A 15,629-nucleotide genomic window follows, 5' to 3' on the forward strand; every position below is an offset into this window, starting at 1 on the left:
ATTCCCCCGATCGTTCCCCCGAAATCAGCCACCTCGCCGCGCCTTTCGTCCCGGTCGCTCTCCGTGGAGCTTCCGCACGTTCCGTGCACGGCTTTGCGTACGTTCTCCGCACGCTTTGGGACATCTTCTCGCGCATGTTCCCGCAGCCCTTGCCACGGCCTTGTCGCGCGGGTTTCGATGGGCCTTGCGCCCAGCCTTCCGGGGACGAATTCCCATTTCCCTGGAGTACAGCTTCCCGTATTCTTCTGCCCGCTTTTCCGCAGCTCAAACGCCACGATTTTGAGGGTGTCAGGTTCCGTAATTCGGACGGATCTCATCGACGTTACGGAGCTGTGACCGACTACACACCGTGTCCGTTTCGCCCCGAACATCCAGGTCAAATTGGGACATCACGCGGTGGCATCGCGCGTCCGGGCGCCCCCGCGCGATAACACATCTTCGGCGCTTCCGTAACCCCTGCCCACGATGCAATTTCCTTTTTCCCTGGGTAAATTTAATTTCTATGACCGCCGCACAAGCAGACCATGCAGGTGCCCGAAGCGATATCAGAGAATTTCCGGAGGGCTTCAAGCTCGACACCCCACGCGTGGAGGACGGAGCCGCGATCTGGCGTATCGCCCGCGACTCGAAGGCGCTGGACCTCAACTCCTCCTACAGCTACCTCCTGTGGTGTCGCGACTTCGCCGCCACCTCCGTCGTCGCCCGCGACGCGGAGGGCGAGCCGGCCGCCTTCGTCACCGGATACATCCGCCCCGAGCGCCCGGACACCCTCGTCGTCTGGCAGGTAGCCGTCGACGACGCGCACCGTGGCCAGGGGCTCGCCGCCGCGCTCCTGGACGGGCTCAGCGCCCGGGCCGTGGACGAGCTGGGCATGCGTTTCGTCGAGACCACCATCACCCCCGACAACGCCGCCTCCAACCGGCTGTTCGCGTCCTTCGCCGAGCGGCACTCCGTGCCGATCAAGCGTGAGGTGCTCTTCGACGCGGGGCTGTTCCCGGAGCAGGGCCACGAGCCGGAGGTGCTGCACCTCATCGGCCCGTTCGAGCCACCGGCCCGCCCGGAGCACTGACGCCCCAGGACCGCGCGCGGCCACCGCGCCGCAGCGGCCACGCGGGAGCCGGCACCACACCCGTGACACCGCCGGCACCGCCCAGCCCCCACAGACTTCCTGATCCTTTTCGCCACTCATCTCCCAGGAGCATGTTGTGACCATCACCCAGCCCGATCTGAGCGTCTTCGAGACCGTGGAGTCCGAGGTCCGCAGCTACTGCCGCAGCTGGCCCACCGTGTTCGACCGCGCGCAGGGCAGCCGCATGACCGACGAGGACGGCCACACCTACCTCGACTTCTTCGCCGGGGCCGGCTCGCTCAACTACGGGCACAACAACCCGGTGCTCAAACGCGCCCTGATCGACTACATCGAGCGGGACGGCGTCACCCACGGCCTGGACATGTCCACCACGGCCAAGCGGGCGTTCCTGGAGTCCTTCCAGAACATCATCCTGCGGCCGCGCGACCTGCCCTACAAGGTCATGTTCCCGGGCCCGACGGGCGCCAACTCCGTCGAGGCCGCGCTGAAACTGGCCCGTAAGGTCAAGGGCCGCGAGTCGATCGTGTCCTTCACCAACGCCTTCCACGGCATGTCGCTGGGCGCCCTCGCCGTCACCGGCAACTCCATGAAGCGCGCCGGTGCCGGTATCCCGCTGGTCCACGGCACCCCGATGCCGTTCGACAACTACCTCGACGGCACCTACCCGGACTTCCTGTGGTTCGAGCGGCTGCTGGAGGACCAGGGCTCCGGCCTGAACCGGCCCGCCGCCGTGATCGTCGAGACGGTCCAGGGCGAGGGCGGCATCAACGTCGCCCGTGCCGAGTGGCTGCGCGCCCTGTCCGAGCTGTGCGAGCGCTGGGACATGCTGCTCATCGTCGACGACATCCAGATGGGTTGCGGCCGTACGGGTGCCTTCTTCTCCTTCGAGGAGGCGGGCATCGTGCCGGACATCGTCACCGTGTCGAAGTCCATCAGCGGCTACGGCCTGCCGCTCGCGCTCACCCTGTTCAAGCCTGAGCTGGACATCTGGGAGCCGGGCGAGCACAACGGCACCTTCCGCGGCAACAACCCGGCGTTCGTCACCGCCGCCGCGACGCTGGACACCTACTGGGCCGACGGCCAGATGGAGAAGCAGACTCTCGCCCGCGGTGAGATCGTCGAAGCACACCTCAAGGCCATCGCCGAGGAGCACCCGGAGGCCATCGCCGAGTACCGCGGCCGCGGCCTGGTGTGGGGCATGGAGCTCAACGACAAGCCCGTCGCCGACAAGATAGCCAAGCGCGCCTTCGAGCTGGGTCTGCTGATCGAGACCTCCGGCCCGGAGAGCGAGGTCGTCAAGCTGCTTCCCGCACTGACGACCACCCCCGAGGAGCTGGACGAGGGCCTGCGGATCCTCGCCCGCGCGGTCCGCGACTGCGTCTGACCACTCCAGAGTTCCTTACCGTTCCACAGAAAGGCACCGAGTCACCGTGATCGTCCGATCCTTCAAGGACATCGAGGGCACCGACCGCCACGTCAAGGCCAAGTCGGGTACCTGGGAGAGCAAGCGCATCGTGCTCGCCAAGGAGCGCGTCGGCTTCTCGCTGCACGAGACCACCCTGTACGCCGGTACGGAGACCTCGATGTGGTACGCGAACCACATCGAAGCCGTACTCTGCGTAGAGGGCGAGGCCGAGCTCACGAACGACGAGACCGGCGAGAAGCACCTCATCACGCCCGGCACGATGTACCTGCTCGACGGGCACGAGAAGCACACCATGCGGATCAAGAAGGACTTCCGCTGCGTCTGCGTCTTCAACCCGCCGGTCACCGGCCGTGAGGACCACGACGAGAACGGGGTCTACCCGCTGCTCACCGAGCCCGAGCCGGAGACCGAGTCGGTCTGACGGCGTCGGCAGCCGCCTGCCCCGTCCGGCAGATGAGGAAGGCACGCCCACACGCACGGAAGCCAGAGACCGTACGAGAGGAGAGGAAGGCAACACCATGACCACCGCACCCGAGCGCACCGCCGACCTGTACCCGACCCGTGGGACCGCTGAGGTCATCACCCCGCGGAAGGACCCGGTGGTGTGGTCGCAGCCCGGAACGGCCGGCCCGTTCGCGCCGTCCGAGCTGAGCGACTTCGAACGCGACGGCTTTTTCGCCATCGGGGAGCTGCTGACGGCGGAAGAAGTCGCGGTGTACCGCGCCGAACTGGATCGTCTCGTCCTCGACCCGACGATGCGCGCCGACCCGCGCTCCATCGTCGAGCCGAAGTCCCAGGACGTACGGACCGTGTTCGAGGTGCACAAGATCAGCGAGGTGTTCGCCAAGCTGGTCTCCGACCCGCGTGTGGTCGGCCGTGCCCGGCAGATCCTCGGCTCGGACGTCTACGTCCACCAGTCGCGGATCAATGTGAAGCCCGGCTTCGGTGCCTCCGGCTTCTACTGGCACTCGGACTTCGAGACCTGGCACGCCGAGGACGGACTGCCGAACATGCGCACCGTGTCGGTCTCGATCGCGCTGACGGAGAACTACGACACCAACGGCGGCTTGATGATCATGCCCGGCTCGCACCAGCACTTCGTGGGCTGTGAGGGCGAGACGCCGAAGGACAACTACAAGCGGTCGCTGCAGATGCAGGACGCGGGCATCCCGTCGGACGAGGTGCTGACGAAGATGGCCGACAAGCACGGCATCCGGCTGTTCACCGGCAAGGCCGGCTCGGCGACGTGGTTCGACTGCAACGCCATGCACGGTTCGGGCGACAACATCACGCCGTACCCGCGCAGCAATGTCTTCATCGTCTTCAACAGCGTGGACAACGAAGCGGTGGAGCCGTTCGCGGCGCCGGTCCGGCGCCCGGAGTACATCGGAGCCCGGGACTTCACGCCGGTGCGGTAGGCACGGCGGAGCACGGGTGGCGCGGCTGCCGCACAGCAGGGACTGTGCGGCGGCCGCGCTGGTGTGTGCGGTGCCTGCCGCGCGGGGCCCGGGGCCGGGACCGCCCCGCGCGGGCGGTGTGTCCTCAGGCGTCCAGCGCCGGGTAGTCCAGGTAGCCGGTGTCGTCGCCGCCGTAGAAGCTCTCCCGGACGGGGGTGTTGAAGGGGCCGCCGCGGGCGAGCCGCCGGGGCAGGTCGGGGTTGGCGAGGAACTGCCGCCCGAAGGCCAGCAGATCGGCCGTGCCGTCCTCGACCAGCGGCAGGTCCTCGGGGCCGGCGGGGCGCCCGTCGTCGGCCGGGTTGAGGACGAGGGGGCCGGTGAAGTGCCGGCGCAGGCGCGCGATCAGCTCGTGGTCGGGCACGTCGCACAGGTGCAGATAGGCCAGGCCCAGGGGCTCGACGGCCTGCAGCAGCGCGGTGTAGAGCGGCTCGGGGGCCGGCTCCTCGATGCCGTTGAACGGGTTGCCCGGGGAGAGCCGCAGACCGGTGCGGTGGGCCCCGACCGCCTCGGCCACCGCCCGGGTGACCTCGACGGCGAAGCGGATACGGCCCTGGCCCGGACCGCCCCAGCCGTCGGTGCGCAGATTGCTGTTGGGGGCCAGGAACTGGTGCACGAGGTAGCCGTTGGCGCCGTGGATCTCCACGCCGTCGAAGCCCGCCTCGACGGCGTTGCGGGCCGCGGCCGCGAACTCCTCGACGGTCGTGCGGATTTCGGCGTCGGTGAGCTCGTGCGGGGTGACGCAGTCCTTCATGCCGTCCTCGGTGAAGACCTGGCAGGCCGCGGCCACGGGGGACGGGCCGACCGGGACCAGCCCGTCCGGCAGCAGCACCGGGTGGCCGATCCGGCCGCCGTGCCACAGCTGCGCGAAGATCCGGCCGCCGGCGGCGTGCACCGCGTCGGTCACCCGGCGCCAGCCGGCGACCTGCTCGGGCGTGTGCAGCCCCGGGGTGAAGGGGTAGCCCTGGCCCACGACGCAGGTCTGGCTGGCCTCGGTGACGATCAGCCCGGCCGAGGCGCGCTGGGCGTAGTACGTGACCATCGAGTCGGTCGGCACCCCGCCGCCCCCGGTGGCGCGGTTGCGGGTCATCGGGGCCATCACGATGCGGTTGGCGAGCGGGATGCCGGCGAGGTCGACGGGGTCGAACGCGGTGGTCACTGAGGGCCTCTCAACTGCTGTGCGGAACAAGATCGTTGTCCATTACATCAGCTTCTCCGCCGCTCCCGCGCCCGCCCCGTCCTCCCCCGGCACCTAGTCCAGCAGGCTCAGCAGCCGGTCCACGTCGTCGGTCGAGTTGTAGAGGTGGAAGGCCGCGCGCAGCAGCCCCCCGCGCACCGCGACCCGCACGCCCGCCTCCGCGAGCCGGCCCTCCGCGTCCGCGAGCCCGGGGGTGGAGACGATCGCCGAGCCGGGCGCGTGGCGGGGCGTCAGACCGCGCTCGGCCAGCCCCGCGCGGTAGCGGTCGGCGAGCGCGGTGTTGTGGGCGTGGATGGCGGACACGCCCAGCTCCTTGAGGAGACCGAGGGAGTGCTCGGCGCCGATGTAGGAGTAGTGGGCGTGGGGTTCGTCGAAGCGCCGGGCGGTGGCCGCCGGCCGGATCGGCCCGTAGTTGGACTCGCCGATGTCCTCCCCCGCGACCCAGCCCGCGTGGAGTGCGGCGGGCCACTCCTCGCCCCGCCCGACGTCCCCGCCGAACGTCATGAAGGTCGCCCCGCGCGGGCACAGCAGCCACTTGAAGGCGCCGGCGACCACGAAGTCGAAGTCCGCGGCGCGCAGCGGCAGCCAGCCGGCGGCCTGGGTGATGTCCAGGTAGGTGCGCGCCCCGTGGGCCCGGGCGGCCTCGCGGATCGCCGGCATGTCGGCGATCCGGCCGTCCAGGGACTGCACGGCGCTGAAGGCGACCAGCGCGGTGCCGGGGCGCACCTCGTCGGCGAGCGCCTCCAGCGGCACGGTGCGCAGCTTGATGCCCGGGTGGGCGGCGAGCGGATTGACCAGCGAGCTGAAGTCGCCTTCAGGGGCGAGCACTTCGGATCCCGCCGGGAGCGAGGCGGCGACGAACGCGGACTGCACCGCGACCGAGCTGCCGACGGCGACCCGCTCGGCGGGGACGTCCAGCAGCCGGGCGAAGGCGGCCCGGGAGGCCGTGGCGGCGGCGAAGTAGTCGCGGCCCATGGTGCCGTAGGAGGCGGATTCCTCCAGGGCCGCGCGCACCGCGGCGGCGCTGCGCCGGGGAAGGAGTCCGCTGGAGGCGGAGTTCAGATAGGTCGTCTCGGGGGCGAATTCGTCCCCGCCGAGTGGCTCGAGTCGCTGCATGACCCCACTGTGCTCGCCGAACTGCGCCGCGTCCATGGCGAATCCGCTTGGCCGGCCCGCAAGTGCTCCTTATCCGTGCAGGTCACAGGGGGTGCGTACGGGCCGGCCCGCGGTCACTTCCCGGGCACGGCGCAGCCGTCGTCGCCGCACACCGCGGCCTCGCCGTCCGCCGCGGGCCGCACCGGGGCCTCCTCGTGCGCGCGCTCCAGCGCCTGCCGGAAGACCTCGGCGGGCTGGCCGCCGGAGATGCCGTAGCGGCGGTCGATGACGAAGAACGGGACGCCGGTGGCGCCCAGCTCCGCGGCCTCGCGCTCGTCGGCGCGCACCTCCTGGGCATAGGCGCCGGGGTCGGCGAGCACCCGGTCGGCCTCCTCGGCGGGCAGCCCGGCGCCGACGGCGACCGCACGGAGCACGGCGGGGTCGCCGAGCGTCCTGGCCTCGGCGAAGTTGGCGCGGTAGAAGGCGTCGAGCACCGCGTCCTGTACCCCGTGCGCGGCGGCGGCGTGCAGCAGCCGGTGCAGGTCGAAGGTGTTGCCGTGGATCCGGTCGGAGCGGTAGCCGAGCCCCTCCCCGGCGGCCGCCTCGGCGACCCGGGCCTCCATCGCCCCGGCCTGCTCACGGGTGACGCCGTACTTCGCGGCGAGCATGTCGAGCACCGGGACGTCGGTGGCGGCCGGTGCCTTCGGGTCCAGCTCGAAGGAGCGGTGCACCACCTCGACACGGTCGCGGTGCGCAAAGGCGGCGAGCCCGGCCTCGAAGCGGGCCTTGCCGATGTAGCACCAGGGGCAGGCGATGTCGGACCAGATTTCGACGCGCATGAGCCGGCTTTCCTCGTCGTGGATGTGTCCCGGGGCAACCCCGGGGGGCGGCGGGGTATTCCGTGGGTACCGTCCCCGCATGACCTCGTCACAGGGATTTCTCGGCTTCTGGGAGACGACCGGATCGGCCAAGACCTTCACCCATCCGCTCGATCCGGCGCTGCTGGACGCCTATGTGCCGCACAGCGCGCGGGTACTGGACTACGGGTGCGGCTACGGGCGGCTGACCGCCGAGCTGGCCGGGCTCGGGTACCGCGCGGTGCGCGGGGTGGATGTCTCGGCGGCGCTGATCGCGCGGGGCCGGCGCGAGCATCCGGGGCTGGAGCTCCTGCACTGCGCCGGGTTCCCGCTGCCGTTCGAGGACGGCGCCTTCGACGCGGCGCTGCTGTTCGCGGTGCTCACCTGCGTTCCCGGGGACGCGGACCAGACGGCGATCGTCGCGGAGCTGGGGCGGCTGGTGCGGCCCGGCGGGGTGGTGTACCTGAGCGATGTGCCGCTGCAGGGCGATGCGCTCAACCGCGAGCGGTATGCGCGGTTCGCGGACCGCTACGGGACGTACGGGGTCTTCGAGACGCCCGACGGCGGGGTGTTCCGGCACCATCCGCCGGAGCGGTTGCGCGGGCTGCTGCGGGAGGCCGGCTTCGCGGTGCGCAAGGAGCGGGCGGGGGTGGTGGGCACGCTGGACGGGCGGACGGCGGAGCGGCTGCAGCTCATCGCCGTCAGGGAGCCGGCCGGGCCGGAGCCGTCGCCAGGTCCAGTGTCAGGGTGAGGTGGGTGGCGTCCGGGGCGGGGCGGCGGTCCGGGTCGGGGCGCCAGCCGAGGCCCGCGTAGAAGCCGCGGGCGCGGTGGTTGTGCCAGAGCACGTCGAGGCCCGCCCGGGTGAAGCCGTCCGTGTGCCAGGCCCGCAGGCAGGAGGCGTGCAGGGCGCGGCCGATGCCGGTGCCCCAGTGGCCGGGGTCGACATGGAGCTGGTGGAGCGTGACGGCCGGCCGGCCCGCGCCGTCGCGCCGGCGGTAGGAGGCCGCGCCGACGACCGCGCCGTGGCGTACGGCGCACAGTACGGGGGTGCCGTCCTCCGCCAGGACGCGCGACCAGGCGTCGTGCCAGCGGGTGTGCTCGGCCGGGGCGTCGAAGGGGGCGTCGGGGAAGCGGGCGCGGTGCAGGGCGGCGCGGGCGCCGGTGTGCAGGGCGGCGATCGCCGGCAGGTCCGCGCGGGTCGCGGCGCGGACCTGGAGGGCGGCGTCGGGGGCGGGGCGCACGGCGCCTACGCGCCCTCGGCGCGGTCGTCGACCCGCCGCGGCAGGCCGAGCGGGTTGTCCTCGCGCAGCTCGGGCGGCAGCAGCGCGGCGGGGGCGTCCTGGTAGGCGACCGGGCGCAGCCAGCGTTCGACGGCGGTGCCGCCGACGGAGGTGGAGGTGGACGTGGTGGCCGGGTAGGGGCCGCCGTGGTGCTGGGCGGGGGCGACCGCGACACCGGTCGGCCAGCCGTTGACGACCACCCGGCCGGCGAGCGGGGTGACCTCGGCCAGCAGCCGGGCTCCGGCGCCCTCGTCGTCGGTGCCGGCGCTCTCCGCGTCGCCGAGCTGGAGGGTCGCGGAGAGGTTGCCGGGCAGCCGGGCGAGGACGGCGCGGATCTCGGCCTCGTCGGTGTAGCGGGCGACGACGGTGACCGGGCCGAAGCACTCCTCCAGGAGGAGGTCGTGCGGGCCGTCGGCGGCGAGGCGGGCGGCGGGGACGGCGAGGAAGCCGCCGCTGACGGTGTGCGGGCCGCCCGCGCCGGGGGTCACCGGCGCCTCGACGTCGGGGAGGGCGGCACGGGTGCGCACCCCGTCGAGGAAGGCCTCCCGCATCCGGTGGTCGAGCAGCACCCCGGCCTCGGTGTCGCTGACCGCGGCGGTCAGCGACGTCAGCAGCCGGTCGCCCGCCGCTCCCCCGGGCACCAGGACCAGGCCCGGCTTGACGCAGAACTGTCCGACGCCGAGCGTCATCGCGCCGGCCAGCCCGGCGCCGATCTGCTCGGCGCGCTCCCGGGCCGCGGCCTCGGTGACCACGACGGGGTTGAGGCTGCCCAGCTCGCCGTGGAAGGGGATGGGGTGCGGGCGGGCCGCGGCGGCGTCGTACAGCGCGCGGCCGCCGCGCACCGAGCCGGTGAACCCGGCCCCGGTGATCAGCGGGTGGCGCACCAGGTCGATACCGGCCTGGAAGCCGTGCACCAGGTGCAGCACGCCCTCCGGCAGCCCGACCTCGGCGGCGGCCCGGCGCAGCAGCGCGGCGCACAGCTCGGAGGTGGCGGGGTGGTCCGGGTGCGCCTTGACGACGACGGGGCAGCCGGCCGCGAGCGCGCTGGCGGTGTCGCCGCCCGGGACCGAGAAGGCGAGCGGGAAGTTGCTGGCGGAGTAGACCGCGACGGCGCCCAGCGGGATCTTGTAGCGGCGCAGGTCGGGCCGGGGCGGGGTGAGGCCGGGATCGGCGTGGTCGATCCGTACGTCGAGGAAGGAGCCCTCCGCCACCTGGTCCGCGAAGGACCGCAACTGGTAGGTGGTGCGGCCGAGTTCGCCGGTGAGGCGGCCGGGGCCGAGGGCGGTCTCGGCGTCGGCGGCCTCGATGACCGCCTCGCCCGCCTCGTCGAGCAGGTCGGCGGCGCGGCGCAGCAAAGCGGTGCGCAGGCCACGGTCGGCGAGCGCGCCACGGGCGGCGTGGGCCGCGCGGACCACGGTATCCACCTCGTCGGCTGTGGCCTCCACCGCAACCTGCTCCCGCTGCTTCCCGGTTCGGGGGTCGACACTCCAGACTGGTGCTGCTGTCACCGTGCATTCCTCCCGGGCGATGCCTGCCGAGTCTTTCCACGTCCTGCCGCACTGCGGAGCGTTCGATATGCTGAACGCTGTCCCAGATGGTGAACAACGGGACTCTATGGCTGTCGGAACAGAGGGGTCAAGGGCGATGTCAGCTGCCGAGACCGGTGGATCTCAGGTCAAATCCGCCGTGCGGACGGTGGAGTTGCTCGAGTACTTCGCGGGCCGCCCCGGCATGCACAGCCTGGCGTCCGTCCAGGAGGCCGTCGGCTACCCGAAGTCCAGCCTCTACATGCTGCTGCGCACCCTGGTCGACCTGGGCTGGGTGGAGACCGACGCCACCGGCACCCGCTACGGCATCGGCGTGCGCGCGCTGCTGGTCGGCACGTCCTACATCGACGGCGACGAGGTGGTCGCCGCGGCCCGGCCGACGCTGGACCGGCTCTCCGACGACACCACGGAGACCATCCACCTCGCCCGCCTGGACGGCACCAACGTCGTCTACCTCGCCACCCGCCAGTCGCAGCACTACCTGCGGCCCTTCACCCGCGTCGGCCGGCGGCTGCCCGCGCACTCGACCTCGCTGGGCAAGGCGCTGCTCGCCACGTACACCGACGACCAGGTGCGGGCGATGCTGCCGCCGGCCCTCGCGCAGCTGACCGAGCACACCCTCACCGACCGCGAGCAGCTGATCGAGGAGCTGCACGCGGTGCGCGAGCAGGGCTATGCGGTCGACCGCGAGGAGAACACCCTGGGCCTGCGCTGTTTCGGTGTCGCGATCCCCTACCGCACCCCGGCCAGGGACGCGATCAGCTGCTCGGTGCCGGTGGCCCGGCTGACCCCGGCCCATGAGCAGATGATCAAGGACACCCTGTTCGACGCCCGCGACCGGCTGACGCTGGCCACCCGGCGGCTGTGACGCCCCGGCCGGGCCGTCGCCTCCCCCGTACGGCGGAGGCGGATCGTCGCCGGGACCGACGCGCTCCGGGGGCGGCCTCCGGAAGGCTGGCCGCCATGGACCCCCGCACCGGCCGCCCCGCACGGGCGCCGCAGCCGCCACCGCCCGGCACCGCCGCACACGAGGCCGTCCGGTGCGGCTGACCGGCAGGCGCTGGGTCCATCTGGTGCTGGGCGGCGCGCTGTTGATGCCGTTCCTCCTGCTGGTCTCGGTGGTGATCCCGCCCGTGGTGGACGGCGCCGACCCGCTGCGGGACGTGCGCTGGCAGTTCGTCGCGTTCGGCTGTGCGCTGCCGCCGGCCGCCCTCGCCGGGCTGCTCTTCCCGCTGGTGCGGCCGCTGGAGGTGGCCGCCGTACGCTCGCTGTGCGCGGTGCCCGCCGAGCTGCTGGCCGAGGGGCCGGCGCTCTCGTGGGCGGCCCGGCGGCGCACGGCGCTGTGGTTCACGGCCCATCTGCTGGCGGGCGGCATCGTCAGCGGTATGACGCTGTCCGCGCCGCCGGCCGCGATCGTGCTCCTGCTGCTGCCGTTCGCCGATCCGCTGCGGCACACCGCGCAGGGCTGGCCCGAGCTGCCCGGCGTCCTGGGGCCGCTCGCGGGGCTGGCGCTGCTGGCCCTGATGACCGGCACCGCCTGGGGGGCCGGCGCGCTGCTGGGGCGCCTGGCCCCGGTGCTGCTGGGGCCGACGCCCGCCGACCGGCTGGCCGCCGCCGAACGCCGGGCCGCCGACCTGGCGACCCGCAACCGGCTGGCCCGCGAGCTGCACGACGCCGTCGGGCACGCGCTGAGCGCGGTCACCCTCCAGGCGGGCGCGGCCCGCCGGGTGCTCGACGCCGACCCGGAGTTCGCCCGCCGGGCGCTGGCCGCCATCGAGGAGACCACCCGCGAGGCGGTCGCCGAACTGGACACCGTACTGGGCCTGCTGCGCGCGGAGGACGGCACCGATCCCGCCGCGCCCGCACCCACCCTGGACGGCCTTCCGGCGCTGCTCGGCCGGACCCGGGCGGCGGGCGTGGTGGTCGAGGCGGTGGTCGAGGGGCGGTGCGCCCAGCTGGCGCCGGTGGTCTCGCGGGAGGCCTACCGGATCGTGCAGGAGGGCCTCGGCAATGCGCTGCGGCATGCCGGTCCGGTACCGGTCCGGCTGCATCTGCGGGCGACCGAGGGAGAGTTGACGATCCTGATGGAGAATCCGGTGGCCGCTCCCCCGGTCGCCCGCTCCGCCACGGCGGCCCGTCCCGGCGGCGGCCGCGGGCTGCGGGGGATCGCCGAGCGGGCCCGGCTGCTGGGCGGCGAGGCGACGGCCGCGGCCCGGGACGGCGTGTGGCGGCTGGCGGTCCGGCTGCCGTCGGCGGGGGCGACGGGGGCGACGGGGGCGACGGGGGCGACGGGGGCGACAGTGCCAGGAGCGGAGCACGGAAGGGCATCGGCCCCCCGGCCGGGAAAGGGGCCCACGACCGGGGACGGGGCCACGGACGGGGACGGGACCGGAGCCGGGGCCAGGGACGGGGCCGGGGCCGGGGCCGGGGACGGGAACGGGGCCAGGGACGGGAACGGGGTGAGCGGCGCATGACCACACCAGATGGCATGACCACACCAGGTGACATGACCACACGGCAGGAGAACGGCCCCGGGGCCCACGGCGGGGACGGCCCCCGCCCGCTGCGCCTCGTGCTCGCCGACGACGAGCGGATGGTGCGGACGGCGCTGCGCGCGATCCTGGGCGCCGAGCCGGACATGGAGGTCGTCGGCGAGGCGTCGACCGGCGCGGAGGCGGTCGGGCTGATCCGTGCGCTGCGCCCGGACCTCGTGCTGATGGACGTACGGATGCCGGAGATCGACGGCATCCGGGCGACCGAGCAGGTGCTGGCCGGGATGCCGGAGCCGCCCCGCATCATCGTGGTGACCACCTTCGAGAACGACGCCTACGTCTACGACGCGCTGCGGGCCGGCGCCAGCGGGTTCCTGCTCAAGCGGTCCGGAGCGGAGGACCTGGTGCAGGCCGTACGGCTGGTGGCGCGCAGCGACTCGCTGCTGTTCCCCGCGGCGGTCCGCCGGCTGGCCGCCCGGCACGCCGGGGAGCGGGCCGCGGCCGACGCGGCGGCGGCGCTGCGGGCCAGGCTGTCCGGGCGGGAGCGGGCGGTGCTGCGGCTGATGACGGCCGGGCTGACGAACGCCGAGATCGCGGACCGGCTGGGGGTGGGCCCGGCCACGGTCAAGACGCATGTGGCGGGAGTGCTGGCCAAGCTCGGGGTGCGGGACCGGACCCAGGCGGTGATCGCCGCGTACGAGTGCGGGTTCGTCCGGCCGGGGTGAGGGCGGGGCGGGCGCGGGCGCGGGGACGAGGGCGGGGCGGGCGCGGGGACGAGGGCGGGGCAGGGCGGAACCGTAGGGGAGGCCCGTACGGGGTGAACGGGCCCCCGGTCTCGGGCCTACCCGGCGGGACGGGTCAGCAGGCGGGCCCGGTCCCGGAGGTGTCCCCGATCTCGCGCAGTCCGTCCCGTACGGCCGCCAGGTCGCGGTCGCTCGCCAGGCCCGCGTGGTAGAGCCGCAGGGCGTTCGCGCCCAGCGAGGCGGCGTGCGCGGCGTCGGCGGCGAGGCTGCCGGGGCTGCCGCCCAGGCCGGAGACCACGGTGAAGTTGGCGGCGACCACCGCCTCCCCGGCCCCGGCCGGGCGGGCGGCGAACGGGCCGAGCACCGCGGCGCGGGCGGCTGCGTCGCCGGTGCACGGCAGCACCACACCGTCGGCGACCGCCAGCGCCCCGGCCGGGTCCGCACCGGCGTCGGCGCCACAGCGGTGCGCGGCGGGATCGGCGTGCAGCAGCACCCGGAACCCCTCGGCCGCGGCCTGCCGCACCGCGCCCACGGCCTGCCGCCGCAGCGCGGCGGCGGCACCGTCCCGCCAGGTGCGCAGCACGCCCGCCGGCTCCGCGCCGAGCTGTTCCTCGACCGCGGCCCACTCCCCGGCCCGGTCCGCCGGAGCGGGCCGGGCGCCCGCCCAGTGCGGCTCCAGGGCCCGCACCACGGCGGCGCGCACCTCCCGTGCGGGCAGGCCCAGCCGGGTGTAGCCGGCCGCGCACACCGTGCAGAAGCAGACCGACATCAGGTACTGCGCGGCGCCGGACAGCACGACCCCGGCGGTCTTGTCGTGGGCGTGCAGATGCGCCAGCCCGTACCAGCCGCAGGACTCCAGCTCGGTGCCCCGGGCGCCGGGGCGTACGGCCGCCTCTGCGGCCAGGTCGACGAGGTACTCGCGCACCTCGGGCCGGGCGATGCACGGCGCCCACGGGTACGGGTCGCCGTAGGCGTTGCGGACGACGGCGGACGGATGCGCGGCACCCAGGCGGGAGTTGTGCGCCAGGACGACCCAGGTGTGCACCTCCAGCCCCGCGTCCGCCAGCGCCCGCGCGGCCGTGCCGAACGGGTCGGGTCCCGCCGTCCAGTCCTGGGTGGCGGGGCGCAGCGCGCGGCCGGCCCAGCGGGCGGGGTCGGGAGGGTAGAGGACGGCGGCGTGCCGGGCGGTGACGATGCGGTGGCGGGGGTGGCGCGGGGTGAGGGCGCGGGTGGAGTGATAGGCGGAGGCCAGGGTGACCTGCTGGATGCCGAGTCCGGCGAGGCGGGCCGCGGCGTCCGGGTCACCGACCACGTCCCAGGGGTAGAGGAACGCGCCGGCGCGCATCAGTCGCCGTCCCCCGCCGGGTACCCGACCAGCGCCAGGCCGTGGTCGATCAGTTCGGCCAGCTCCGTGACATGCGCGGGGGCCGGTTCGCACAGCGGCGCGCGGACCTCGCCGACGTCCAGGCCGCGCAGCCGCACACCCGCCTTGACCAGCGAGACCGCATAGCCGTGGCCCTGGTTGCGCAGGTCGACCAGCGGCCGGAAGAAGCCGTCCGTCAGCCGCTGTACGGTGTCGTCGTCGCCGCAGGTCAGCGCGCGGTGGAAGGCGAGGGCGATCTCTGGGGCGAAGGCGAAGACGGCGGAGGAGTAGAGACGGACGCCCAGGCCGAGGTAGGCGGGGCCGGTGAGTTCGGCGGTGGGCAGGCCGTTGAAGTAGAGGAAGTCCTCGTCGGGGGCGTCGGTGCGGACGGTGCTGATGATCCGCTGCAGCAGCTCGAGGTCGCCGATGCCGTCCTTGAGCCCGATGATGCCCTCGGTCCGGGCCAGGGCGGCGACGGAGGCCGGGGTGAGAACGGCGTTGTCGCGCTGGTAGACGATGACGGGGAGCGGGGTGGCGGCGGCGAGTTCGGTGTAGTGCCGCAGCAGCCCCTCCTGTCCCGCGGCGACGAGGTAGGGCGGCATGGCCAGCAGGCCGTCGGCGCCCGCTTCGTGGGCGAGGCCGGCGAACTGGGCGGCCAGCGCGGTGCCGTAGCCCGCACCGGCGATCACCGGGACCCTCTCCGCGGCCTCCTCGACCGCGGCCGCGACGCAGTCGGCGAACTCCCCGGGCGCGAGGGCATGGAACTCGCCGGTGCCGCAGCAGGCGAAGACGGCGGCGGCGCCCGCTTCGACGCCCGCGCGTACATGGGCACGGAAGGCCGTCAGGTCCAGGGCGCCGTCGGACCCGTACGCGGTCACGGGGAAGAAGAGCACTCCGTCGAGGCGGTCGGCGAGTCGGGGGGACCTCCCAGCGGCAGCTGGGGGAGCGTCTGGGGTCACGGGTTCTCCCTGGCATACCTGCTCGTGCATGCCTCTGATTGGTGTCCATGTTTCTGAACGTGGTCACGCTAGAGTAGCCCTCCCGGACCGGTCAAGAGTGCGCAACTCCCGCGCCGCAAGCGGAT

Annotated in this window: 14 protein-coding genes and 1 pseudogene; 8 read left to right on the top strand and 7 right to left on the bottom strand. The window is 73.7% G+C overall.

The window, feature by feature from the left end; all coding sequences use genetic code 11:
• Positions 1 to 502 precede the first annotated feature (502 nt).
• The 4 genes from ectA (at position 503) to thpD (ending at position 3,934) form a co-directional block, all read left to right on the top strand.
• Complete coding sequence (gene ectA / locus AB0411_RS34635) at positions 503 to 1,069, top strand: diaminobutyrate acetyltransferase (protein WP_366421210.1); 567 nt, start codon at positions 503 to 505, stop codon at positions 1,067 to 1,069.
• A 136-nt stretch (positions 1,070 to 1,205) separates the two neighbouring features.
• The gene (gene ectB / locus AB0411_RS34640) at positions 1,206 to 2,474 is read left to right on the top strand and encodes a diaminobutyrate--2-oxoglutarate transaminase (protein WP_366421211.1); all 1,269 of its coding nucleotides are present in this window, start codon (positions 1,206 to 1,208) and stop codon (positions 2,472 to 2,474) included.
• 46 nt (positions 2,475 to 2,520) lie between these two features.
• Positions 2,521 to 2,937, top strand: a complete 417-nt coding sequence (locus AB0411_RS34645) for an ectoine synthase (RefSeq protein ID WP_366421212.1) — start codon at positions 2,521 to 2,523, stop codon at positions 2,935 to 2,937.
• 97 nt (positions 2,938 to 3,034) lie between these two features.
• Positions 3,035 to 3,934, top strand: coding sequence for an ectoine hydroxylase (gene thpD / locus AB0411_RS34650; protein WP_366421213.1), 900 nt, complete (start codon positions 3,035 to 3,037; stop codon positions 3,932 to 3,934).
• A gap of 124 nt (positions 3,935 to 4,058) precedes the next feature.
• Here thpD and AB0411_RS34655 read toward each other — a convergent pair whose 3' ends face one another.
• From AB0411_RS34655 to AB0411_RS34665, 3 genes are all read right to left on the bottom strand, one after another.
• Entirely contained in the window at positions 4,059 to 5,129 is a 1,071-nt protein-coding gene (locus tag AB0411_RS34655; protein WP_366421214.1) for an alkene reductase, read from the bottom strand.
• A gap of 93 nt (positions 5,130 to 5,222) precedes the next feature.
• Entirely contained in the window at positions 5,223 to 6,284 is a 1,062-nt protein-coding gene (locus AB0411_RS34660) for an aminotransferase class V-fold PLP-dependent enzyme (protein ID WP_366421215.1), read from the bottom strand.
• Positions 6,285 to 6,397: 113 nt separating this feature from the next.
• Positions 6,398 to 7,102 carry a DsbA family oxidoreductase gene (locus tag AB0411_RS34665; RefSeq protein WP_366421216.1) on the bottom strand — a complete coding sequence of 235 codons (705 nt, stop codon included), beginning with the start codon at positions 7,100 to 7,102 and terminating at the stop codon, positions 6,398 to 6,400.
• A 79-nt stretch (positions 7,103 to 7,181) separates the two neighbouring features.
• On the opposite strand from AB0411_RS34665, the gene AB0411_RS34670 reads away from it, so the two are divergent.
• Positions 7,182 to 7,871, top strand: a complete 690-nt coding sequence (locus AB0411_RS34670; protein WP_366421217.1) for a class I SAM-dependent methyltransferase — start codon at positions 7,182 to 7,184, stop codon at positions 7,869 to 7,871.
• On the opposite strand, the gene AB0411_RS34675 is transcribed toward AB0411_RS34670, so the two are convergent.
• Both AB0411_RS34675 and AB0411_RS34680 read right to left on the bottom strand, forming a co-directional pair.
• Entirely contained in the window at positions 7,822 to 8,361 is a 540-nt protein-coding gene (locus AB0411_RS34675; protein WP_366421218.1) for a GNAT family N-acetyltransferase, read from the bottom strand. The two genes, AB0411_RS34670 and AB0411_RS34675, sit on opposite strands and share 50 nt — an antisense overlap.
• A gap of 5 nt (positions 8,362 to 8,366) precedes the next feature.
• Complete coding sequence (locus AB0411_RS34680) at positions 8,367 to 9,908, bottom strand: aldehyde dehydrogenase (NADP(+)) (protein ID WP_366421219.1); 1,542 nt, start codon at positions 9,906 to 9,908, stop codon at positions 8,367 to 8,369.
• Between the two features lie 136 nt (positions 9,909 to 10,044).
• Here AB0411_RS34680 and AB0411_RS34685 point away from each other — a divergent pair, with 136 nt between their 5' ends.
• The 3 genes and pseudogenes from AB0411_RS34685 (at position 10,045) to AB0411_RS34695 (ending at position 13,164) form a co-directional block, all read left to right on the top strand.
• A complete protein-coding gene (locus AB0411_RS34685; protein WP_366421220.1) occupies positions 10,045 to 10,815 on the top strand; it encodes an IclR family transcriptional regulator in 771 nt (256 codons plus the stop codon).
• Positions 10,816 to 11,041: 226 nt separating this feature from the next.
• Positions 11,042 to 12,205: pseudogene (locus AB0411_RS34690) on the top strand (sensor histidine kinase); the annotation flags it as partial.
• 248 nt (positions 12,206 to 12,453) lie between these two features.
• Positions 12,454 to 13,164: a response regulator transcription factor gene (locus AB0411_RS34695; protein ID WP_366421222.1), complete on the top strand. Its 711-nt coding sequence runs from the start codon at positions 12,454 to 12,456 to the stop codon at positions 13,162 to 13,164.
• A 133-nt stretch (positions 13,165 to 13,297) separates the two neighbouring features.
• Here the strand turns inward: AB0411_RS34695 and AB0411_RS34700 are convergent, their stop codons facing one another.
• Together AB0411_RS34700 and AB0411_RS34705 are read right to left on the bottom strand one after the other, a co-directional pair.
• The gene (locus AB0411_RS34700) at positions 13,298 to 14,527 is read right to left on the bottom strand and encodes a hypothetical protein (protein WP_366421223.1); all 1,230 of its coding nucleotides are present in this window, start codon (positions 14,525 to 14,527) and stop codon (positions 13,298 to 13,300) included.
• Positions 14,527 to 15,534, bottom strand: coding sequence for a 5-dehydro-4-deoxyglucarate dehydratase (locus AB0411_RS34705; protein WP_437044320.1), 1,008 nt, complete (start codon positions 15,532 to 15,534; stop codon positions 14,527 to 14,529). Before AB0411_RS34705 ends, AB0411_RS34700 begins: the two co-directional genes overlap by 1 nt.
• Positions 15,535 to 15,629 lie beyond the last annotated feature (95 nt).

Origin of the sequence: Streptomyces angustmyceticus, from assembly GCF_040701845.1 — a bacterium.
GTDB lineage: Bacteria > Actinomycetota > Actinomycetes > Streptomycetales > Streptomycetaceae > Streptomyces > Streptomyces angustmyceticus_A.

Excerpts from the sequence above, each read along its gene's own strand:
- ectA (WP_366421210.1), top strand. The coding sequence starts at position 503 with ATGACCGCCGCACAAGCAGACCATGCAGGTGCCCGAAGCGATATCAGA.
- thpD (WP_366421213.1), top strand. The coding sequence starts at position 3,035 with ATGACCACCGCACCCGAGCGCACCGCCGACCTGTACCCGACCCGTGGG.
- AB0411_RS34660 (WP_366421215.1), bottom strand. The coding sequence starts at position 6,284 with ATGCAGCGACTCGAGCCACTCGGCGGGGACGAATTCGCCCCCGAGACG.
- AB0411_RS34665 (WP_366421216.1), bottom strand. The coding sequence starts at position 7,102 with ATGCGCGTCGAAATCTGGTCCGACATCGCCTGCCCCTGGTGCTACATC.
- AB0411_RS34670 (WP_366421217.1), top strand. The coding sequence starts at position 7,182 with ATGACCTCGTCACAGGGATTTCTCGGCTTCTGGGAGACGACCGGATCG.
- AB0411_RS34685 (WP_366421220.1), top strand. The coding sequence starts at position 10,045 with ATGTCAGCTGCCGAGACCGGTGGATCTCAGGTCAAATCCGCCGTGCGG.
- AB0411_RS34695 (WP_366421222.1), top strand. The coding sequence starts at position 12,454 with ATGACCACACGGCAGGAGAACGGCCCCGGGGCCCACGGCGGGGACGGC.
- AB0411_RS34700 (WP_366421223.1), bottom strand. The coding sequence starts at position 14,527 with ATGCGCGCCGGCGCGTTCCTCTACCCCTGGGACGTGGTCGGTGACCCG.
- AB0411_RS34705 (WP_437044320.1), bottom strand. The coding sequence starts at position 15,534 with ATGCACGAGCAGGTATGCCAGGGAGAACCCGTGACCCCAGACGCTCCC.